The organism is Rhizobium sp. Leaf371 (assembly GCF_001424045.1).
In the GTDB taxonomy this organism is placed as follows: domain Bacteria; phylum Pseudomonadota; class Alphaproteobacteria; order Rhizobiales; family Rhizobiaceae; genus Ferranicluibacter.
The window spans coordinates 934,487-955,160 of sequence record NZ_LMQB01000001.1 but is presented as its reverse complement, the minus strand read 5'-3'; the positions used below and the strand labels follow the sequence as shown (position 1 = coordinate 955,160).

The window sequence follows — 20,674 nt, the reverse complement described above, 5'->3', positions numbered from 1 at the left end:
CTCACGCAAAGAATGTCCGCGCCTGTTCCAGCGCGGCGACCAGCACGTCGACTTCGGCGCGCGTGTTGTAAAGCCCGAACGAGGCCCGGCAGGTGGACGTCACCCCGAATCGCTTCAGCAGGGGCATGGCGCAATGCGTGCCCGCCCGCACCGCGACACCGGCACGGTCGATAACCGTGGAGACGTCGTGGGCGTGCACCCCTTCGATCTCGAAGGAGAAGATGCCGCCCTTGCCGGGCGCCTGCCCGATGATGCGCAGGGCGTTGACCGACTGGAGCCGCTCCGCCGCATAGGCGGCAAGATCCGCCTCGTGCCGCGCGATCCTGTCACGACCCACGTTCTCCATGTAGTCGAGCGCGACACCGAGGCCGATCGCCTGCACGATCGGCGGCGTGCCGGCCTCGAACCGGTGCGGCGGCTCGTTATAGGTGATGGCGTCTTCGCTGACCTCGATGATCATCTCGCCGCCGCCCATGAACGGCCGCATCTCCGCCAGCCGCTCCTTCTTGCCATAGAGCACGCCGATGCCAGAGGGGCCGTAAAGCTTGTGGCCGGTCATGACATACCAGTCGCAATCGATATCCTGCACATCGACCGGCATGTGCACGGCCGCCTGGCTGCCATCGACCAGAACCGGAATGCCGCGCTCATGCGCGATCCGGCAGATTTCCTTCACATCGACGATCGTGCCCAGCGCGTTCGACATATGCGTGATCGCGACCAGTTTCGTCTTCGGCGTCAGGCACTTGACGAAATCGTCGATATGGAACGCACCCTGATCGTCAACCGGCGCCCAGACGAGCTTTGCGCCCTGCCGTTCGCGGATGAAATGCCAGGGCACGATGTTGGAGTGGTGCTCCATGATCGAGATCAGGATTTCGTCGTCGGCACCGAGCTTCGGCATGCCCCAACCGTAGGCGACCGTGTTGATCGCCTCGGTCGAGGACTTGGTGAACACGATCTCGTCCACGGACGGCGCATTCAGGAACCGCCGCACCGTCTCGCGGGACAGCTCATAGGCGTCCGTCGCGGCATTCGACAGGAAGTGCAGGCCGCGATGGACATTGGCATATTCATTGGCATAGGCGTGGCTGATCGCGTCGATGACCGCCTGCGGCTTCTGGGCCGACGCGCCATTGTCGAGATAGACGAGCGGCTTGCCGTAGACCGTCCGCGACAGGATGGGAAAATCCTGCCGTATCCGCTCGACGTCATATGCCTGTGTGGAGACCGTCTGGTCCATGATGCCTCTGCTTTCTGCCTCGATGCGAACGCTCGCCGGATACGGTCAGGCGTGCCGCGCCAGCCATTGCGCGATGATGAACTCCAGCGGTTCGATCAGCGCCTCGTTCTCCAGCTCCTCGACGATCTCGTCCACGAACGCATTGACCAGCATGGCGCGCGCCCGGTTTTCCGGGATACCACGCGCCTGAAGATAGTAGAGATGCGTCGGGTTGAGGTCGATCACGGTTGCGCCGTGGCCGCATTGCACGTCGTCTGCAAAGATCTCGAGTTCGGGCTTTGCGGAGAAATCCGCATCGTCCGACAGGAGCAGCGTGTTGCACGCCATCTTCGCGTCCGTCTTCTGCGCGTCCTGCGCCACCCGGATCTGACCCTGAAACACGCCGCGGGCCTTGTCGAAAAGCACGTTGCGAATGATCTCGGTCGAGGTGGTGTTTGCCACGTCGTGGCCGAGCGTGAAGGTCACGTCCGTCAGCGTGTCGCCACCCATCAGGTTGATGCCGCGCAGCTTGAAGTCCGAGCCTTCGCCCGTCACCACGCCGTGCACTTCCTGGCGCACGAGCTTGCCGCCGGCATTGATGACGAACAGCCGGAAGGAGGCGTTTTCGCCCAGCTCGAAATTCAACTGTCCGAGATGCGTGTCCTCCTCGCCCTGCTGCTGCAGCAGAATCCATGTGACCTCGGCACCGTCCTCGATGATGAGGTCGGAAACGGAGGAAACAAGGCTTGGCCGGCCGTCGACCGAGAGATGTCGCTCGATGACGGTTGCCTTGGACTTCGGGCCGAAGGTCACCGGAAAGCGGCTGTGGCTCTGCCCGGCGCTCTGCACGATCTGCAGTTCCAGCGGCTGTGCCAGAACGGTCTCTTCCGGAATTTCGATTTCGAAACCATCGCGAACGAAGGTCCCGTTGATCCGCCCGATCGCATCTTCGGTGTTCCGCGCGACGAGATCGCCGGCCGCGGTGCCATCGAGCAGGCTTTCGCCATAGCGCTTGACGATAACGCCCTCGGGCGCCTGCCCGGCATCCGCCTGACCGTTGACGACGGTCAGGACGGCGGAGCCGACGGCCAGGGGCTCGACCGCTTCCGCGAAGGCGGAGCCGTCATAGGCAGGGACGTTGCGCAGCAAGGCCCGCAGGTCCGTATAGTGCCAGGCTTCCAGCCGCCGCGTCGGCAGGCCGGCATCCTTCAGGTCGGAGAGCAGCGTATCGCGCGCCGAGAGAACGGCGCCGTCACCCGGCAGATCGCTCAGCTGATGGTTATACGCCTCCAGCAGCGCCGTTTCGGCCGCCGTCCGCGTGATCGTGTTCTGAATGTTCATGAGCAAACGCTCCTTCAAGCCGCCGCGCCGATGATGTCGGCATAGCCGTTGGCTTCCAGATCAAGCGCCAGCGACTTGTCGCCGGTCTTGATGACCTGGCCCTTGTAGAGAACATGGACCGTATCCGGAACGATGTATTCCAGCAGGCGCTGGTAATGCGTGATGACGATCACGGCGCGATCCGGCGACCGTAGCGCGTTGACGCCATCGGACACGATCTTCAGCGCATCGATGTCGAGGCCCGAATCGGTCTCGTCGAGAATGCAGAGGCTCGGCGCCAGCAGCGCCATCTGCAGGATCTCGGCGCGCTTCTTCTCGCCACCGGAGAAGCCGACGTTCAGCGGACGCTTCAGCATATCCGGATTGATCTTCAGCTCGGCGGCGGCTTCCTTCACCCGGCGGATGAAGTCCGGGGTCTTCAGCTCTTCCTCGCCGCGATACTTCCGCTGCTCGTTCATCGCCACCTTGAGGAACTGCATGGTGGCAACGCCGGGGATTTCGACCGGATACTGGAAGGCGAGGAAAATCCCCTTCGCCGCGCGCTCGGACGCGTCGAGTTCCAGAATGCTCTCGCCGTTATAGAGGATGTCGCCCTCGGTGACTTCGTAGTCTTTGCGGCCCGAGAGAATGTAGGACAGCGTCGACTTCCCCGAGCCGTTCGGCCCCATGATGGCCGCCACTTCGCCGGCCTTAACGGTCAGGTTCAGCCCGCGAATGATCTCGGTGCCATCCTCGGCGATCCGGGCATGGAGGTTTCTGATTTCAAGCATTGGTTCACTCTTTCGTACGACGATACCAACCTGTCATCCCAAGGTCGGTCGTTCCATTCAATTCGTGTTCGCGGCGATGCCGGCCAGCCTTTTCCAGCCGGCCCGGCTCGTCGAAGCCGATCGTCCCGGCTGGTCAGCCCACAGACCCTTCCAGCGAAATCCCGATCAGCTTCTGCGCCTCGACCGCGAATTCCATTGGCAGTTCCTGGATGACCTCCTTGACGAAGCCGTTGACGATCAGGGCGATCGCCGCTTCTTCCGGAATGCCGCGCTGCAGGCAGTAGAACAGCTGGTCCTCGGAGATCTTGGAGGTCGTGGCCTCGTGCTCGAACTGCGCCGTCGAGTTCTTCGCCTCGATGTAGGGCACCGTATGCGCGCCGCAGCGGTCACCGATCAAAAGCGAGTCGCACTGCGTGAAGTTGCGGGCATTGGTCGCCTTGCGATGGGCCGAGACCTGACCGCGATAGGTGTTCTGCGATACGCCGGCCGCGATCCCCTTGGAGATGATGCGGCTCGACGTGTTCTTGCCGAGATGGATCATCTTCGTGCCACTGTCGATCTGCTGGTGGCCGTTGGAAACCGCGATCGAGTAGAACTCGCCCCGGCTGTCGTCGCCGCGCAGGATGCAGGACGGGTATTTCCAGGTGATGGCGGAGCCGGTCTCGACCTGCGTCCACGAGATCTTCGACCGGTCGCCGCGGCAATCGCCGCGCTTGGTGACGAAGTTGTAGATGCCGCCCTTGCCGTCCTTGTCGCCCGGATACCAGTTCTGGACCGTCGAATATTTGATTTCGGCATCGTCGAGCGCCACGAGCTCCACCACGGCCGCATGCAGCTGGTTTTCGTCGCGCTGCGGCGCCGTGCAGCCTTCGAGATAGGAGACGTAGGCGCCTTCTTCCGCGATGATCAGCGTCCGCTCGAACTGGCCGGTGCCCTTCTCGTTGATGCGAAAATAGGTGGAAAGCTCCATCGGGCAGCGAACGCCCTTGGGAACGAAGACGAAGGAGCCGTCGGTGAACACCGCCGAATTCAACGTCGCGTAGTAATTGTCGGTCGTCGGCACCACGGTGCCCAGATATTTCTTCACGAGATCCGGGTGCTCGCGGATAGCTTCCGAGATCGACATGAAGATCACGCCGGCTTTCTTCAGCTCTTCCTTGAACGTCGTGACGACCGACACCGAGTCGAACACGGCATCGACCGCGATCTTCGACGTCTTCACGCCGGCGAGCAGTTCCTGCTCGCGCAGGGGAATGCCGAGCTTCTCGTAAATCTTGAGGATTTCCGGATCGACATCATCGATGGATGTCGGGCCCGGCGTGCTCTTCGGCGCGGCATAGTACGAGATCGCGTTGAAATCGATTTTCGGATAGTTGACGCGCGCCCAATCCGGCTCGGTCAGCGTCAGCCAGCGGCGATACGCCTCCAGACGCCATTCGAGCATCCAGTCGGGCTCATCCTTCTTGGCGGAAATGAACCGGATGATCTCTTCGGACAGGCCGTTCGGGGCCTTGTCCATCTCGATCATCGATTCGAAACCATACTTGTACTGGTCAACGTCGATCAGCTTCACCTGATCGATTGTTTCCTGCACGGCAGCCATGTCATTCTCCCGTCTTGCCGGATGTCAAGGATCCGGCCCTCTGTGAGGCACGATCGTGTCGTGCCGTTCATGTAATGGGTCGTTCGGGCAGTTTCACCCTGTTCGCACCCGCAAACTTAAGCTTTCACACGCTTTCTTCACGCTGCCGCGCTGTTGGAGCGCCGCCGCCCGGCAATGCGGGCGAAGATGTCGATCGTCCGGTCGATCTCCTCGGCCGTTGTGGTGGGGCCGATCGAGATACGCAGCGCACCGAGCGCCGGATCTTGCCCCATCGCCATCAGCACGTGGCTCTGCCCGACCTTGCCCGAGGAACAGGCCGATCCGGCGGAGAGAGCGACCCCTTCCAGATCGAAGGCAATCTGCCCCGTCTCGGCCTTGAGACCGGGAAGGCTGAAGAATGTGGTATTGCCGACGCGGGCGCTGTCAGCCCCATGGATGAGCACGTCGGGCGCAGCACTCCGCATGCCCGTTTCCAGCCGGTCGCGCAAGGCCGTGACATCGGAGATGTACCCGTCGAGCGCATCCTTTGCCCCGCGCGCGGCCGCTCCGAAGCCGGCAAGGGCCGCGGGGTTCTCGGTGCCGGAGCGATGCCCCTTCTCCTGCCCGCCACCATGGATGAGCGCGCGCGGCATCAGCACTTCGCCGCGGGCAACGAGCGCGCCAGCCCCTTTCGGCCCGCCGATCTTGTGCGAGGCGAGAATGAGGAAATCCGCACCCAGCGCCGAAATCGACACCGGCATGCGCCCGACCGCCTGAACGGCATCGACCAGAAGCAGGCCGCCCGCAGCCTTCACGCGCGCAGCCACCTCCGCGATCGGCTGGATCACGCCCGTCTCGTTGTTGACGAGCATGACGGCCACCATCGGAATGCCGTCCTCTTTCGGATGAACCGAGAGCGCCCGGTCGAGCGACTCGAGATCGACCGTTCCAGCCGGCGTGACCGAAAGTTCCAGCACACGATCCCTTTGAAAGCGGCCACCCTCGCGCACGGCCGGATGCTCGATGGCCGACACATAGAGGCGCCCGATACGAAGCGGTGTCCGGCCCATGCGGAAATCCGGCGTGAGCACCATATTGGCCGCTTCCGTTGCGCCGCTCGTAAAGGTGATGCAGGCAGGCTCGGCGTCGCAGAGTGCGGCCACGTCCCGGCGCGCGGCCTCGATCACCGACTTCAGACGGCGGCCCTCCGCATGGACCGACGAGCCGTTTCCGGTCAGGTCGAACGCGGACAGAAACGCATCGCGCGCGGCGGCCGAAATCGGCGCCGTGGCGTTCCAGTCCATGTAGATCCGCGTCATGGCCATGTCGATCGTCCGTGTCCTCTCCCGCGCCTGCATTCCGCGGGCCGGGAGCTGTTCTTGCCAAATGCGCATGCCGGCCCATCTAAACCGAGGCAGGCACCGCATTTTCCTTGAAGTTTTCGCTACGCTTGCCGTAAGAGACGACACCTGCACGCACGTCGTGCCAAGTTTTGAATGGTTCTAAACTGTTTTAGAAAAGCTGAGTGCTTTCGTCAAGACTGCTCGGCCGTCTTATCCGCAACTTGGAACCATGCTCACGCCGGAGACCCAATGCCCGAAGTCATTTTCAACGGACCCGCTGGCCGACTGGAAGGCCGTTATCAGCCTTCCAAGCAGAAGAATGCCCCGATTGCGATCGTTCTGCACCCCCACCCCCAGTTCGGCGGGACGATGAACAACCAGATCGTCTACCAGCTCTTCTATATGTTCCAGAAGCGCGGCTTCACCACGCTGCGGTTCAATTTTCGCTCCATCGGCCGCAGCCAGGGCGAATTCGACCATGGCGCGGGCGAACTGTCCGATGCCGCCTCGGCGCTGGACTGGGTGCAGAGCATGCATCCCGACTCGAAGAGCTGCTGGGTCGCGGGCTATTCGTTCGGCTCCTGGATCGGCATGCAGCTTCTCATGCGCCGCCCGGAAATCGAGGGATTCATCTCGGTCGCCCCGCAGCCCAACACCTACGACTTCTCGTTCCTGGCGCCCTGCCCCTCCTCCGGCCTGATCATCAACGGCGATGTCGACAAGGTCGCGCCGGAAAAGGACGTCAACACGCTGGTGGAAAAGCTCAAGACCCAGAAGGGCATCCTCATCACCCACCGCACCGTGCCCGGCGCCAACCACTTCTTCAACGGTCAGGTCGATACCCTCATGGGCGAGTGCGAGGACTACCTCGACCGCCGCCTGAACGGCGAGCTGACGCCGGAACCTGCGGCCAAGCGCATCCGCTAGACCGCTTGAGCAGGGGCCGCGATTGGCCTAAAGTCAACGGATGGAGCGTGCGCGATGACCAAGCATACCATCACCTTGACGGAGCCGATCGCAAACCTGCTCGATCGCCAGATGAGCTTGAACGGACACCGCTCCGTCAGCGACTATGTCGCGGATCTCGTGACCCGCGATGCCGCGACGCAGGAAAGCGCAACGGCAGAGCTGAAAGCCATGCTGGAATCGGCAAAGCAAAGCGGCACCAGCAGCCGCGATCTCCATGAAATTCTGCGGGAAGCGCGAGCCAGGCTATCGTGACCGGTCGCATCCGGTTCACCCGGAATGCCGAAGACGATATTTTCAATACCTACGAATACACCGCGAAAACACATGGCGCGCGACAGCTCGAAAAATACGAGATGGCACTGAAGGCAGCGTTCGAGGTGCTGGAGGCCAATCCCGAGATCGGCGTCGATCGCAGCGCTGTGCGTCCGGGCACCCGAAGATACCTGTTCGAGAGCCATGCGATCTATTACGAAGTGGATAGATCCGACATTCTCGTTCTCCGTATCCTCAACGTGAAACAGGATCCCGGCCGTCATCTGTGAGGATTTAGGACGCCCCCGCTCACCTCTTCTCGCACCCCGGTCGTTCCCGGAAACGTCAGCGGCAGCCCACGCACCGACCGCACTGCGAGATAGGCCCACGCCTCTGCCTCCATCGCCCCGCCATCCAGCCCCACCGCATCGGACGACAAGACGCGGGCGCCGCTTCGTCCAGCCAGTGCCGAAAACTCCTGCATGATGACAGGATTGAGCCGGCCTCCACCCGACACGACATAGGTCTTCGGCCGGGCCGGAAGATGCGTCGCACAGCGCAGGATCGCGGCACCGGTTACATGAGCAAGCGTGCGGGCGCCGTCCTCCAGCGAAACCTCGCCCTTCACAGGCGGCGAAAAATCGCTGCGATCGAGCGAACGGCGGAGATTGTCGGTGAAGAACCGGTGGTCCAGATAGCGGGCTGCAAGCTCCGGCACCACGACGCCCGCCGCCGCAACGGCACCGCCAGCATCGAACGATCCGCCGTCATGCGCCTCGATCCACTGGTCGATCAGCATGTTGCCGGGGCCGCTGTCGAAGGCTGAGAGCGCGCCATCCCCGCCGACGAAGGTGAGATTGGAAATCCCGCCGATGTTGACGAAGACGACGGGCGTTTCGAGATCTCCGGGAAGATTGGCCGCAAGCGCCTGGTGATAGACAGGAATAAGCGGCGCACCCTGTCCGCCTGCCCTCATGTCGGCGGCCCGCATGTCATGCACGACATCGATTCCCGTTTCCGCGGCCAGCAGGGCCCCGTCGCCGATCTGGACGGTCAGGCCTTCATCCGGCCGGTGCAGCACCGTTTGGCCATGAAAGCCGATCACGTCGATATCGCCAGGCTTCAGGCCGTTGGCATGCAGAAAGTCATGGACGGCGACCGCATGCAGGAGCGTCAGATCCCGCTCGATCCGCACGAGATCGCCCGGCCGCTCGCCGCGGTCGCGGATCGGCGCTGCCATGACGAGCGCCGCCTTCAGCCGCGCGCGAAAACCGCTGTCATAGGCGAGCCCATGCGACGGGCCGCGCCGCAGGACGGCTTCGCCGTCGGTTTCCAGGAGCGCGAGATCGATTCCGTCCATGCTGGTGCCGCTCATCAGCCCGATCGCCGTCATGATCTGCGCCATACCGTCCGTCTCCTGCCCGATTCGCAGTCTGCGAAGGCTTTCAACATTCATGCCCGAGACGGATGCACTTCGCAAAAAACAATGCTAAAGGCCCGGCTTCAGCCAGATCGAAGAGTTCATGTCCATGTCCAGGTTCAAGTCCGATTTCCTCCGCACCCTCGACGAGCGCGGCTTTCTCCACCAGCTCTCCGACGAGAGCGGCTTGGATGCGCTGTTCCAGAAAGAGGTCGTGACGGCCTATATCGGTTATGATCCCACGGCATCGAGCCTGCATGTCGGCCACCTCACCCAGATCATGATGCTGCACTGGTTGCAGGAAACCGGTCACCGGCCGCTCTCGCTGATGGGCGGCGGCACCGGCATGGTGGGCGATCCCTCCTTCAAGGAGGAAGCCCGCAAGCTGATGACGGTGGAAACCATCGAGGAGAACATCGCCTCGATCAAGCGCTGCTTTGCCAATTACATCGACTACGACAAGCCCGGAAATGCGGGCCTGATGATCAACAATGCCGAATGGCTGCGCCCGCTGAATTATCTCGAATTCCTGCGCGATGTCGGCCGGCATTTCTCCGTCAACCGCATGCTCTCCTTCGATAGCGTCAAGACAAGGCTCGACCGCGAGCAGTCGCTGTCCTTCCTCGAATTCAACTACATGATCCTGCAGGCCTACGATTTCGTCGAACTGGCCAAGCGATACGATTGCCGCCTTCAGATGGGCGGCTCGGACCAGTGGGGCAACATCGTCAACGGCATCGACCTTGGCCACCGCATGGGCACACAGCAGCTCTACGCGCTGACCTCGCCCCTGCTCACCACCTCGTCCGGCGCGAAGATGGGCAAGTCCGCCTCCGGCGCGATCTGGTTGAATGCCGAACTGCTGCCCGTCTATGACTTCTGGCAGTACTGGCGCAACACGGAAGATGCCGATGTCGGCCGCTTCCTGAAACTGTTCACGACGCTGTCGATGGACGAGATTGCCAGGCTGACGGCGCTCGGCGGGGCCGAGATCAACGAAGCCAAGAAGACCTTGGCAACGGAGGTCACCGCGATCCTGCACGGCCGCACAGCCGCAGAGGCCGCCGCCGAAACCGCGCGCAAGACGTTCGAGGAAGGCGCACTCGCCGAGGACCTGCCCTCGGTCGCCATTCCCGCAGCCGAACTCGAGGCAGGCCTCGGCCTGCTGACGCTCATCGTCCGGTCCGGCCTTGCCGCCTCCAACGGCGAAGCCCGCCGCCACGTCCAGGGCGGCGCCGTCCGCATCAACGACACCGCGATCTCCGACGAACGCACATCCATCGGTACGGGCGAACTGACCAAGGACGGCGTGATAAAACTCTCCCTCGGCAAGAAGAAACACATCCTCATCCGCCCCGCGTGAGGGCGTCATATTTATAAGGCATTCCGCATATAGATCCGATATCAGGAATAGTTCTGATTTCGGATCTTACGATGCGCATCCATCTGCTCCACGCGATCGTCTTTTTCATCATCTCGGTCGCTCCGGCCCAAGCCGCAGAAAGCCTCGGCACGGGCCTGAGGAGGATCGAGTTCACCGATCCGGTCGGGCACGGTCCCGTTGATGCCGTCGCGTTCTATCCCGCCGCGGAAGCGACGAGCTCGACGCATCCCGGCCCTTTCGAGGTTGCCGCATCGAAGGGCGTTTCCATTGCCAGCGGACGATACCCGTTGTTTCTCATGTCTCACGGCAGCCTCGGGAGCCTGTGGGGAAACCACGATCTCGCGACGTTTCTGACCCGACATGGCGCCATCGTCGTCAGCGTTACCCATCCAGGTGATAATTTTCAGGACGCCAGCAGGGTCAGTTCGTCGCTTGCCGTGTTCGGGCGCGCCATGCAGATTTCAGCGGCGCTGACCGCCGCATTGAACGACCCGTTCCTGGCTCAGCACATCGATCCCGGCCGTATCGGCTTCGTGGGATTTTCTGCCGGAGGCACGACGGGATTGATCCTTGCCGGAGCAAAACCGGACTTCGCGCGTCTCGTAGCCTATTGCAAGGGCCGCACGCAGGATCGGGTTGTCTGCGAAGCGCGGGGACAAATCCGTCGCGAGCGACCCGATATCGGACCGGTCCCCGACGACCGAATCCGCTCGTTCGCGCTTCTGGCACCGCTCAGCGTCGTCTTTTCGCCCGAAGCTCTCAGGCCCGTCACGGCCCCGCTTTCCGTCTTCGTCGGCGACAAGGATGAGGAACTGTCTCCCCGGGACAATGCCTTGGATCTCGCGCGCGGTCTTGGAAACCGGACCGAGTTGCATGTCATCGAAAATGCCGGTCATTTCACGTTTCTGGCACCGTGCACGGCAGAGTTCATGCGCGAAATGCCTGCCCTCTGCGCAGACCGTCCCGAAATCGACCGTGTCGCCCTGCATCGAAGCGTCAATGCCGATATCGCACGTTTCTTCGACAGCACTTTGGGGAGGTCGCCGCAATAGCTGCGGCGCCAAGCCTTTTGGAATGCCGCCTCAGTTGAACTCGAAAATGTTCCGGAACACGCCCGGCGCGATGAGCGACAGGGGATTGATCGTGAGGCTCGGTTTGGCGAAGGAGCCGGTCAGCTTGAAGGTGATGCCGAGCAGGCCTCGGTCGCGGCCGTTTCCGAGCAGGGTGCCGATCAGGGGCAGTTCGCTGAAGAGACGGTTGAGGCCGTAGGCCGGCATGAAGGTGCCGGTCATGTCGATCTTGCCGTTGGCGTCGCGCACCACACCCTGGAACGTCGCGCCGACGTCGTTGCCGCGCACGACGCCGTTGTCGAGCGCGATCTGGCCTCCATCGAGCGCGAGATTGGCAAAGCCCCGCTCGAACTTCACCGAACTCAGGTCGATGTCCTTCTTCACGGCCTCTCTCAGGCTCTGACCGTTGGATCCCGACGGCGAGGACACCATCGATTGCAGGCGCTGTTCGTTGACGAGCGCGAACTTGCGCAGGTCGAGCGTGCCGCGCCACGAATTGCCGCCCCGATCCCGCAGCTTCAGGTTCAGCAGGCCGCCGCGCATATTGGCGTAGATGTCGGCGAACCGGGCCAGGGCGCCGGCGTCCCCGCTCGTGAGCTGGACGATATTGTCGGCGCCGGACGATACGAGGTCGCCGACGACGGCCTGTCCGGTCGAGGTGACCGCCTTCAGCTTGAGCCCTTCGATCGCGCGGCCGCGGGCCGTGTAGGACAGATCGACATTCGAGAGCGCCTCGGAATGAAACCCCTGCACGCTCTTCAGCGACGCATCGATCGAGACCCGCTTGGCAGCCGCCTGGGACACGTCGCCCTTCGTATCCGGGGATTTCAGGCCGTCGATGACGGATCGGATATCGGCCGAGCTGCCGTTGACGGTCACGCCATAGCCGCTCTTCTGCCGCTTGACCGAAACGGCAAAATCGTCGCCGGCCGCAAGACGTACGGAGGAGAGGTCTGCCGCCGCCAGCCCTGCCTTGTCGATGGTGAGCGATCCGCCGGCCCCGAAACCTTCGCCGGAAATCTTGAAGTCGCTGATCGAGGTCACGCCGTCTTTCGTGACGGCCGACAGGCTCGACGTCGCGGCCACGCCACGCCCCTTGCTCCAGCCGATCCATGGCAGGGAGAGGCTGGCGTTTTCGAGATCCACCTTGACCAGCTGCCGGTCGCCCTCCTGCAGATCCACGTCCAGCCCGATGGGGCCATCCACGATCCCGTTCAGTCCGGGCGCGAACTTCGCAAGCGCCCCGTCCGGCAGGGTTCCGGACACGGTGCGGCTGCGCTTGACCGGGCTGTTCGCCCCGATCGGCTCCACCGCGTCGAGATTCATCGTCACGCCATCGACCGCTGCCTTCGCATCGAGAACGGCGTGCTGGGGATCGATGCGCAGCGTGCCGTCAATGTCGGAGATCGTGCGGCCGGCCATGGCCGGTTTCAGCGAAACGCCATCGAGGCGCATCTCGGCCTGCCATTCCGGCGGCGGCGGATGCTGGTCGCGGGCAAGGCCGAAGCGGGCGCCGACATTCGCGGTCATCGGGCCCGAAAAGTCGTCCGCCTTGAACGGGGTTTTCTGCAGGGCCTCCAGCGGGCGGTAGCTGACGAGTTCGGCGATCGCGTCCGCCTGCCCAGTCACCTGCAGCTTCAGCTCCGCCATCAGCGGTTTGGCGTAGGTGTTCGGGAGAATCAGGTTGCCGTTGTTGACCGCAACCGTTCGCCCGGACGGGAAGTAGGCGGTCCCGCTGTTGATATCCACTTCGGCGCGTTCGCCGCGCAGCGTGAAATGCCCGGTGGCGTCGCGCAGCGGCGGGATATCGCCGGCGATGTTGACGCGCGCGCCGTCGATGCCGAAATCGATCGTCAGCTCGCCGGCCCCCAGCTCGACCGGCCCCGCCGTCTGGGCGAGACGGCCCTCCTCGATCGCCACTTCGATCCTGCCGTTGTTGACCGTGCCGCCGAAGATATTCGAGATGACCCAGGCCCGCGCCTTCTTGCCCACCCACCATGGCCAGAGCTGCTTGATACCGGCCGTCTGCATATCCGTGGTCAGGCCCGCGAAATTGATCTGCGGCGAGGTGCTGGAAAACGCGATCGACAGGGAGCCGGCAAAGGTGCCGAGCTTGCTGGAGACCGTCAGCTCGCGAAACAGCAGAGCATGTCGCTCGGATTGGAAATCGCCCGCGACCTTGGCGTCGAAGGTCAGCGGCGGTTCGTTGACGTCGATGGGCGCGGACGTTCCGCCCTGGACCAGCACATCGATGCTGAAACCCTTCGGGAGGGCAAGGGAAAGAGGATCGGACGGCGGCGTGCCTTCCGCAAGCGTTGCGGCCGGCGCCATGGATGCAGCACTCGCGGAATCGATGTCGCGCACGGCGCCGCTGAACGGAAAGACCGACTTGCCCAGCCGCACGGTCGATGGCTTGACCTCGATGCTGCCCCGACCGAAATCATAAGCGAGATTGACGTCGGACGGCAGAAGTTCGGACTGCAGCCCGCTTGCAACGAAGACGCCCTGGTCGAGAGCGCCGGACATGGTGAGTTCGGGCGCGATGCCCTCACCGGCACGCACGGCCGTCAGATTGACGGAAGCCTTGGTATCCAGCCCGAACGGCGGTTCGGTCTTGGTTTCCGCGCGATAGAGCAGCGCCGAGGTCGGCAGCCCGGTCAGGGCACCGCCGAGCCGGACGATTCGCCCCTTGTCGCTGTCGGCCGTCAGTTGCAGGGCCGTCGAAGTTCCGTCGATCGCCGCGTCGCCGCGAATCGTCATCGATCCGTTTTCGGCACGGGCGAAATCGAGGGAGTGGACATCGAGTTTCACGACGCGGTTGCGTGGGCCAGACAGCGGCAGCATCACATCTGCGATCCGCACCACCTGCGTGCCGCTGCGGGCGATCAGGCTCGAGATCGTGTCCATCTGGGCAAAGATGGCCTCCATCGCCCCGCTGACATCGGCAATGCGGACGCGCGTCAGGTCGAGCGGCTTGCCCTGGGGCAGGATCGCCGGCGCGAGACGAGCGCCTTCAGCCTCGATGCGGGACACGGAGACCCTGCCCGACAGCAGCGACAGCGGATCGAGCTCGATGAAAACCGATTCGGTCGTCAGCAGTTGTTCGCCGGAGGCGCTTCGCTTCAGCGAAACGTCCTGCGCCTTCAGCGCCAGCGCCCCGTCGCCGGTCAGGCGCACCACGGTGCTGGAAACATCGACATGATAGGCATCGCCGAGCGCGTTGTTCAGCGCCATCTGGGCGCGCGTGTTCAGAATGCGATCGATCCCGCCGGCTTCCACAGCGACCACCAGTCCGGCGACCAGCAGAATCAGGACGCAACCGAGGCCGAGGAGACCTTTCAGGCATCGGCGCGGCCAGCGACGACGGGTGGTGGCATGCAGGATGCAGGGATCGTGCGCCTGGGCCGATGGCAGCGAATGCAACGCAACGATATCCTCCTTGCGGAAGACGGTCTTCTCACCCCGTATCTCACTCATGAGAGGTGTCGGCCTCTGCAAAGGTCGAAAAATGCATCTGTCGGCAAAATCCCGTGGCTCGAGGCGTAAGTCTATTCTAACAAATCAGTGCGGCCACCGCCCTCATCCTGCCTCTCGGCGGACGATGCGGCAACCCGGCGTCGAGCGCTTTCGCTATGAACCCGTCCGTGCGCGTCGATGACCAGGATGAAGCAGGCGAGCCGTCGATCCGCCGTCGATGATCGGTCATGATCCCGGAGGGATGACGACATGCTGCCTTGCACCATATAAGTGAGGCGACAAATGGTCGAAACGGCATCGGCGATGAAAAATCGTCGACGATCCGATGAGCATAGGCGATTAAAACAGGAGCCACCATGACCGTCATCTCCACAGGTGCAAAAGCGCCGGACTTCACCCTGCCGCGCGATGGCGGCGGAACCGTCTCTCTCGCCGAACAGGCAGGTCGCCACGTCGTCCTCTTCTTCTACCCGAAAGACGAAACGTCCGGATGCACCGCCGAATCGATCGCCTTCACGGCGAACATCAAGGCGTTCGAGGCGGCAAATGCGGTGGTCATCGGCATGTCGCCCGATTCGGCCAAGAAGCACGACAAGTTCGTCGCCAAGCACGACCTCGCCGTCATCCTCGCGGCAGACGAGGAGAAGACAGTGCTCGAAGCCTATGGCGTCTGGACCGAGAAAAGCATGTACGGCAAGAAATACATGGGTGTGGAGCGCACCACGGTGCTGATCGGCCCGGACGGCATCGTCACGCGCGTCTGGGAGAAGGTGAAGGTACCAGGCCACGTGGACGAGGTCCTCGCCGCCGTTCAGGCTGCCGCGGCGTGACGGACGGGTCGATGTCGGACCCGACCGCGGCGGGTGCCCCCGCCGGCGACGGCGGCAACGGGTCACTCGCCATGCGCTCGCTGCGCGACGGGGCGGCTCTCGCCATCCGCGCCTCCGATCTCGACCTCAAGGCAGACCTCGCGCAGGAGGCCGCTCGACGCTGGAGCGAGCGGCGGCTGTCGCTGCGCTCGCCGCTCGACACGAGCGTCCCCGTCCGCCCCGGTCGGCCCGAAAAGCCGGAGCTCATTCCGCCACAGCGCGTGCCGCGGCGCGCGCTGACGACGCTGCGCGGGCGCATCGCGCTTCTGCATGCGATCGCGCATATCGAACTGAATGCCGTCGATCTCGCGCTGGATATCGTCGCCCGATTTGCGACCGAGCGCGTGCCGAACTCCTTCTTCGATGGCTGGATGCGTGTGGCCTATGAGGAGGCCAAGCATTTCCGGCTGGTGCGAAACCGGCTGCGCGACCTCGGCGCGGACTATGGCGATCTTCCGGCCCATGACGGGCTGTGGCAGGCGGCGCACGATACCCGCAACGACCTGACCGCGCGCCTTGCCGTCGTCCCCCTTATCCTCGAAGCGCGCGGCCTCGACGTGACGCCGGCTCTGCAGGAGAAGATGCGCCAGTCCGGCGACGCAGCGAGCGCCGCGGTGCTCGACATCATCTACGAGGACGAGAAGGGCCACGTGGCCGTCGGTGCCAAATGGTTTCGTTTCCTGTGCGCCCGCGAGGGCAAGGACCCCGCCCGCGCCTTCCAGGATCTCGTGCGCGCCAACTTCCGCGGCCCCTTGAAGGCTCCGTTCAACGATGTCGCGCGGGCCGAAGCGGGACTGACGCCCTCGTTCTATCGCTCGATGACGGCCTCGGTGAACATCTGAGGTGGCGTCAGGCCTCCGCGGTCGCAAGCAAATATTAACCTTAACAGGGTCTACTCTCCCCACAGCAAGTGCATGCGGCGGGAGTGTTTTGTGTCTCAGAGTTCGGGAAGCCCGATATTCGGCAAGCGCAAGGAACAGCCCATCCTGATCCTCGCCCGCGGCGAAAAAGTCCATCACATGACGGTTCGCCCCTGGATGACCGCCGTCGGCGTCTCCATCGGCGCTCTCTTCGCCATCGGCTATCTCGCCTCGACCTCCTATCTCGTTCTGCGCGACGATCTCATCGGCGGCACCATGGCGCGCCAGGCGCGCATGCAGCACGATTACGAGGATCGCATCTCTGCCCTCCGGGCGCAGGTCGATCGCGTCACCAGCCGGCAGCTTCTCGACCAGCAGGTCGTGGAGGAAAAGGTCGAAAAACTTCTCCAGCAGCAGCAGGCCCTGACCTCGCGCCATGGCAAGCTCGGCTCCCTCATCGAGCGTGCCGAGGACTCCGGCCTTGCCGATCCCGGCAAGGACAAGGACGAGACCGAAAAACATGCGGATGCGACCGGCGGCATCCAGGCCATCGAGCGCCTGATGGGCCTTGCCGCAAAGACCGCGCCGAAGGGACCCGCCCTTGCCTATGCCGCGCCGTTTTCGCGCAGCGATCCGCGCGGCGGCGACACGATCACCGACCGCGCCGACCGGCTTTTCTCGCGCGTCACCCATTCCCTGAAGGACATCGAGCGCGGGCAGAAGGACCGGATCGCCTCGCTGACCTCCGGCGCCGTCAGCGCGACGGATGCCATCGAGACGATCGTCGCACGCACCGGCCTTTCCGTCACGCCGGAGGGTGAGCAGGCCCGTGCGACGGGCGATGCCGCCGGTCGGATGACGGAAACGGGCGATACCGGAATGGGTGGCCCCTATGTGGCTCCGGAAGCGACGGACATGTTCGACCGCCAGTTGGTCGAACTCGACACGGCGCTCGTTCGGCTGGAGCAGGTGCGCGGCGAGGTGCGCAAGCTGCCTTTCAGCAACCCGGCCCCGCAGAGCGACATCACCAGCCGGTTCGGCAATCGCATGGACCCCTTCCTCGGACGGCTTGCGCTGCATGCCGGAATCGACTTCCGCGTTGCCATCGGCACCAGCGTCCGCTCGACGGCACCGGGCAAGGTCGTGGTCGCCGGCCGCAATGGCGGCTATGGCAACATGGTCGAGATCGATCACGGCAATGGCGTCAATACCCGATACGGCCATCTCTCGACCGTTCTCGTCAATGTCGGCGACGTGGTGAAGGCGGGAGAAGCGATCGGCCGCTCCGGCAATACGGGCCGCTCGACGGGCCCGCACCTCCATTACGAGGTCCGCCTGCATGGCGATGCGGTCGATCCCATGCGCTTCCTGAACGCCGGGATGAAGCTCAGCAGCTATATCGACTGAACCTCTTCCAAAACCGCATTTCAAACCCATATCAAGCGTGTCCGAGACGGATTTCCCGCCTCGGAGCGTCTCGATCGCCGCAAAGCGCCAGTTTTCTTGACTTTCCGCAAGCTTGGGCCTATGAGCGCCCACGACGGACCTCGAGAGCGCGGCCCGCGGCACCAGAGTTCGTTTGAACCGGAACGGAAACAGATTTCCCTTTGACCACGTTTGCTGATCTTGGCCTGAGCCAAAAAGTTCTCTCCGCCGTTACCGATGCGGGCTACACGATCCCGACGCCCATCCAGGCGAACGCCATTCCGCCGGCGCTGATGCGCCGCGATATCCTGGGGATCGCGCAGACGGGAACGGGCAAAACGGCCTCGTTCGTGCTGCCCATGCTGACGCTGCTGGAAAAGGGCCGCGCCCGCGCCCGCATGCCGCGCACCCTGATCCTCGAGCCGACGCGGGAACTCGCCGCACAGGTCGCCGAGAATTTCGAGAAATACGGCAAGAACCACAAGCTCAACATCGCGCTCCTCATCGGCGGCGTTTCGTTCGACGAACAGGACCGCAAGCTGGAACGCGGCGCCGACGTGCTGATCTGCACGCCCGGCCGCCTGCTCGACCATTGCGAGCGCGGCAAGCTGCTGATGACCGGCGTCGAGATCCTCGTGATCGATGAAGCCGACCGCATGCTGGACATGGGCTTCATTCCCGATATCGAACGCATCGCCAAGCTCATTCCCTTCACGCGCCAGACCCTGTTCTTCTCGGCCACCATGCCGCCGGAAATCCAGAAGCTGGCCGACCGCTTCCTGCAGAACCCCGAGCGGATCGAGGTTGCCCCGCCCTCCTCGACCGCCAAGACCGTGACGCAGCGTTTCGTCGCCACCCACGGCAAGGATTACGAGAAGCGCGCCATCCTGCGCGATCTCATCCGCTCGCAGGACGAACTCAAGAACGCGATCATCTTCTGCAATCGCAAGCTCGACGTCGCCGATCTCTTCCGCTCGCTCAGCCGCCATGGCTTTTCGGTCGGGGCGCTTCACGGCGACATGGACCAGAGCTCGCGCACCAAGATGCTTGCGGGCTTCAAGGACAACCAGATCACGCTTCTCGTCGCCTCGGACGTCGCCGCCCGCGGCCTCGACATCCCGGATGTAAGCCATGTCTTCAATTTCGACGTTCCGATCCATGCCGAAGACTACGTTCACCGGATCGGTCGGACCGGTCGTGCGGGACGTTCCGGTGCCGCCTTCACGCTGGTCAGCCGTCGCGATCTGAAAGCGTCCGATGCGATCGAAAAGCTGATCGGCCAGAAGATCGAATGGCACAATGGCGGTCTCGATGACCTGCCGGCGCCGATGGAAAGCACGGACACCGGTCGCTCCGAGAAGAAGGGCGGCCGTGACGGCAAACGTCGTGGACGCGAGCGGGAGCGTGATCACGCTCCCCGCCACGTCGTGGACCACAATCCCGATGCACCCCGCCCCTACGGCACGAAGCCGGACGGCTACAGCTCTGAAAGCTACAAGCCGGATGCGGTGAAAGCCGACGGCGTCAAGGCCGACAGTCACAAGTCCGACATCAAGACAGACGATACTCCGATCGAAACCGTATCGGCGCAGCCAAGGATTGAACCCGTGAGAGCAGAACGCAAGGCAGACCCGAAGCCGCAGAATGCCGGCCCCCGGAACCACCGCCCGGCTTCGCCTGCCAACGACGACAATCGCGACCGGCGCAATCGCTACCGTCGTGATCACGACGACGGCCCGACCCCGGTCGGCTTCGGCGACGAGATCCCGGCCTTCATGCTGGTTGCCGGCAAGGCCTGATCCACAATCATCGCATTGCGGAAGCGCGGCGTGTTCGAGGAACCGCCGCGCTTTTCGCGTTCTGCACATCCCGTCGCCAGCCGCTCGGGCCCGCCTCTGCGCGCCGAAAGCCTTGAAGGAGTTCCGCTTTGTCCCTCTCGCACACGGCCGCTCCCGGCATCGACTTCCCCGGCGTCGGCTGCGGTCTCGCGATCCTGCGCGACAATCGCATCCTGCTCTGCCGCCGATTGAAGGCGCCCGAGCGCGGGCATTGGACCATCACCGGCGGCAAGGTCGACATGATGGAGGACAGCCGGTCTGCGGCGCGTCGCGAGGGTATCGAGGAGAGCGGGCTCGTCATCGGCGATGCCATCGATTTCCTCTGCGTCAGCGAGCAGGTGCTCGAAGAGGACCGGCAGCATTGGATCTCGCTGATCTACGTGACATCCGACACGCAGGGCGATCCGCAGGAGACCGAGCCGGACAAGCTGGCCGATATCGGCTGGTACGATCTCGACGCCCTGCCCGCGCCGCTCTCCCGCTTTGCGGCCGATGCGATTGCGGCGATCTGCGCCGCACATCTCGATCTACGTGGCTGATCGCACCGCGGCGTCATAGGCAAGCAGGGCCCAGCGGGTCATCTCGTCTGGATCGTCGAGCGCGACATCGGGAATGGACCAGTAGGGCATGAACACCGGCTTCTTGCCGGCTTTCCCTTCGTAGCTCCATTGGTGTGCACCCGCAGCCTCAAACAGAGGCGCGGTCTCGCGGTCCGCCTTCAGCATCAGTTCGCTGTTGAGATCGATCGCCACGATCAGGCCGTTGCGATAGACGCCCTTGCCGCCGAACATGCGTTTGATGGTCACCGGTCCCAGACCGGAGAACAGATCCTCGATCGCTTCCGCATCCATC

18 protein-coding genes are annotated in these 20,674 nt (G+C 63.6%); 10 read left to right on the top strand and 8 right to left on the bottom strand.

Going from position 1 to position 20,674, the window contains the following annotated elements:
• Position 1 precedes the first annotated feature (1 nt).
• From ASG39_RS04240 to ASG39_RS04220, 5 genes are all read right to left on the bottom strand, one after another.
• Positions 2–1,243 (bottom strand): cysteine desulfurase, encoded by a 1,242-nt coding sequence (locus ASG39_RS04240; protein ID WP_062593067.1) that lies wholly within the window; start codon positions 1,241–1,243, stop codon positions 2–4.
• Positions 1,244–1,288: 45 nt separating this feature from the next.
• Positions 1,289–2,563 (bottom strand): Fe-S cluster assembly protein SufD, encoded by a 1,275-nt coding sequence (gene sufD, locus ASG39_RS04235; protein WP_062593065.1) that lies wholly within the window; start codon positions 2,561–2,563, stop codon positions 1,289–1,291.
• A gap of 14 nt (positions 2,564–2,577) precedes the next feature.
• Positions 2,578–3,333 carry a Fe-S cluster assembly ATPase SufC gene (gene sufC, locus ASG39_RS04230; RefSeq protein ID WP_062593062.1) on the bottom strand — a complete coding sequence of 252 codons (756 nt, stop codon included), beginning with the start codon at positions 3,331–3,333 and terminating at the stop codon, positions 2,578–2,580.
• 133 nt (positions 3,334–3,466) lie between these two features.
• Positions 3,467–4,936 carry a Fe-S cluster assembly protein SufB gene (sufB, locus tag ASG39_RS04225; RefSeq protein ID WP_062593059.1) on the bottom strand — a complete coding sequence of 490 codons (1,470 nt, stop codon included), beginning with the start codon at positions 4,934–4,936 and terminating at the stop codon, positions 3,467–3,469.
• 137 nt (positions 4,937–5,073) lie between these two features.
• Positions 5,074–6,240 (bottom strand): cysteine desulfurase family protein, encoded by a 1,167-nt coding sequence (locus ASG39_RS04220; protein WP_062593450.1) that lies wholly within the window; start codon positions 6,238–6,240, stop codon positions 5,074–5,076.
• A gap of 267 nt (positions 6,241–6,507) precedes the next feature.
• Between ASG39_RS04220 and ASG39_RS04215 the strand changes: the two genes are divergently transcribed.
• The 3 genes from ASG39_RS04215 to ASG39_RS04205 are packed head-to-tail and all read left to right on the top strand — an operon-like array spanning position 6,508 to position 7,769.
• Positions 6,508–7,185: an alpha/beta hydrolase gene (locus ASG39_RS04215; protein WP_062473597.1), complete on the top strand. Its 678-nt coding sequence runs from the start codon at positions 6,508–6,510 to the stop codon at positions 7,183–7,185.
• Positions 7,186–7,239: 54 nt separating this feature from the next.
• Positions 7,240–7,479 (top strand): hypothetical protein, encoded by a 240-nt coding sequence (locus ASG39_RS04210; protein WP_062593058.1) that lies wholly within the window; start codon positions 7,240–7,242, stop codon positions 7,477–7,479.
• A complete protein-coding gene (locus ASG39_RS04205) occupies positions 7,476–7,769 on the top strand; it encodes a type II toxin-antitoxin system RelE/ParE family toxin (RefSeq protein ID WP_062593056.1) in 294 nt (97 codons plus the stop codon). Before ASG39_RS04210 ends, ASG39_RS04205 begins: the two co-directional genes overlap by 4 nt.
• Here ASG39_RS04205 and ASG39_RS04200 read toward each other — a convergent pair.
• A complete protein-coding gene (locus ASG39_RS04200) occupies positions 7,760–8,884 on the bottom strand; it encodes an anhydro-N-acetylmuramic acid kinase (RefSeq protein WP_062593054.1) in 1,125 nt (374 codons plus the stop codon). The two genes, ASG39_RS04205 and ASG39_RS04200, sit on opposite strands and share 10 nt — an antisense overlap.
• A gap of 124 nt (positions 8,885–9,008) precedes the next feature.
• Here ASG39_RS04200 and tyrS point away from each other — a divergent pair, with 124 nt between their 5' ends.
• Both tyrS and ASG39_RS04190 read left to right on the top strand, forming a co-directional pair.
• A complete protein-coding gene (gene tyrS, locus ASG39_RS04195) occupies positions 9,009–10,262 on the top strand; it encodes a tyrosine--tRNA ligase (protein ID WP_062593448.1) in 1,254 nt (417 codons plus the stop codon).
• 71 nt (positions 10,263–10,333) lie between these two features.
• Positions 10,334–11,335, top strand: coding sequence for a dienelactone hydrolase (locus tag ASG39_RS04190; protein WP_062593052.1), 1,002 nt, complete (start codon positions 10,334–10,336; stop codon positions 11,333–11,335).
• A gap of 30 nt (positions 11,336–11,365) precedes the next feature.
• Here the strand turns inward: ASG39_RS04190 and ASG39_RS04185 are convergent, their stop codons facing one another.
• Positions 11,366–14,830 (bottom strand): DUF3971 domain-containing protein, encoded by a 3,465-nt coding sequence (locus tag ASG39_RS04185; protein ID WP_062593050.1) that lies wholly within the window; start codon positions 14,828–14,830, stop codon positions 11,366–11,368.
• 356 nt (positions 14,831–15,186) lie between these two features.
• Here ASG39_RS04185 and ASG39_RS04180 point away from each other — a divergent pair, with 356 nt between their 5' ends.
• From ASG39_RS04180 to ASG39_RS04160, 5 genes are all read left to right on the top strand, one after another.
• Complete coding sequence (locus ASG39_RS04180) at positions 15,187–15,660, top strand: peroxiredoxin (protein ID WP_062593048.1); 474 nt, start codon at positions 15,187–15,189, stop codon at positions 15,658–15,660.
• Positions 15,661–15,731: 71 nt separating this feature from the next.
• Complete coding sequence (locus ASG39_RS04175) at positions 15,732–16,541, top strand: ferritin-like domain-containing protein (protein ID WP_062593441.1); 810 nt, start codon at positions 15,732–15,734, stop codon at positions 16,539–16,541.
• 90 nt (positions 16,542–16,631) lie between these two features.
• Positions 16,632–17,966, top strand: a complete 1,335-nt coding sequence (locus ASG39_RS04170) for a M23 family metallopeptidase (protein ID WP_062593046.1) — start codon at positions 16,632–16,634, stop codon at positions 17,964–17,966.
• A 200-nt stretch (positions 17,967–18,166) separates the two neighbouring features.
• Positions 18,167–19,783 carry a DEAD/DEAH box helicase gene (locus ASG39_RS04165; RefSeq protein ID WP_062593044.1) on the top strand — a complete coding sequence of 539 codons (1,617 nt, stop codon included), beginning with the start codon at positions 18,167–18,169 and terminating at the stop codon, positions 19,781–19,783.
• 128 nt (positions 19,784–19,911) lie between these two features.
• Positions 19,912–20,361: an NUDIX domain-containing protein gene (locus ASG39_RS04160; protein ID WP_062593042.1), complete on the top strand. Its 450-nt coding sequence runs from the start codon at positions 19,912–19,914 to the stop codon at positions 20,359–20,361.
• Here ASG39_RS04160 and ASG39_RS04155 read toward each other — a convergent pair.
• Positions 20,350–20,673, bottom strand: a complete 324-nt coding sequence (locus ASG39_RS04155) for a TfoX/Sxy family protein (protein ID WP_062593040.1) — start codon at positions 20,671–20,673, stop codon at positions 20,350–20,352. The two genes, ASG39_RS04160 and ASG39_RS04155, sit on opposite strands and share 12 nt — an antisense overlap.
• Between the last annotated feature and the right edge of the window lies 1 nt (position 20,674).

Coding starts and splice junctions, on each gene's coding strand:
- ASG39_RS04240 (WP_062593067.1), bottom strand. CDS start 1,243: ATGGACCAGACGGTCTCCACACAGGCATATGACGTCGAGCGGATACGG.
- sufD (WP_062593065.1), bottom strand. CDS start 2,563: ATGAACATTCAGAACACGATCACGCGGACGGCGGCCGAAACGGCGCTG.
- sufC (WP_062593062.1), bottom strand. CDS start 3,333: ATGCTTGAAATCAGAAACCTCCATGCCCGGATCGCCGAGGATGGCACC.
- sufB (WP_062593059.1), bottom strand. CDS start 4,936: ATGGCTGCCGTGCAGGAAACAATCGATCAGGTGAAGCTGATCGACGTT.
- ASG39_RS04220 (WP_062593450.1), bottom strand. CDS start 6,240: ATGGCCATGACGCGGATCTACATGGACTGGAACGCCACGGCGCCGATT.
- ASG39_RS04215 (WP_062473597.1), top strand. CDS start 6,508: ATGCCCGAAGTCATTTTCAACGGACCCGCTGGCCGACTGGAAGGCCGT.
- ASG39_RS04210 (WP_062593058.1), top strand. CDS start 7,240: ATGACCAAGCATACCATCACCTTGACGGAGCCGATCGCAAACCTGCTC.
- ASG39_RS04200 (WP_062593054.1), bottom strand. CDS start 8,884: ATGGCGCAGATCATGACGGCGATCGGGCTGATGAGCGGCACCAGCATG.
- tyrS (WP_062593448.1), top strand. CDS start 9,009: ATGTCCAGGTTCAAGTCCGATTTCCTCCGCACCCTCGACGAGCGCGGC.
- ASG39_RS04190 (WP_062593052.1), top strand. CDS start 10,334: ATGCGCATCCATCTGCTCCACGCGATCGTCTTTTTCATCATCTCGGTC.
- ASG39_RS04185 (WP_062593050.1), bottom strand. CDS start 14,830: ATGAGTGAGATACGGGGTGAGAAGACCGTCTTCCGCAAGGAGGATATC.
- ASG39_RS04180 (WP_062593048.1), top strand. CDS start 15,187: ATGACCGTCATCTCCACAGGTGCAAAAGCGCCGGACTTCACCCTGCCG.
- ASG39_RS04175 (WP_062593441.1), top strand. CDS start 15,732: ATGCGCTCGCTGCGCGACGGGGCGGCTCTCGCCATCCGCGCCTCCGAT.
- ASG39_RS04155 (WP_062593040.1), bottom strand. CDS start 20,673: ATGGATGCGGAAGCGATCGAGGATCTGTTCTCCGGTCTGGGACCGGTG.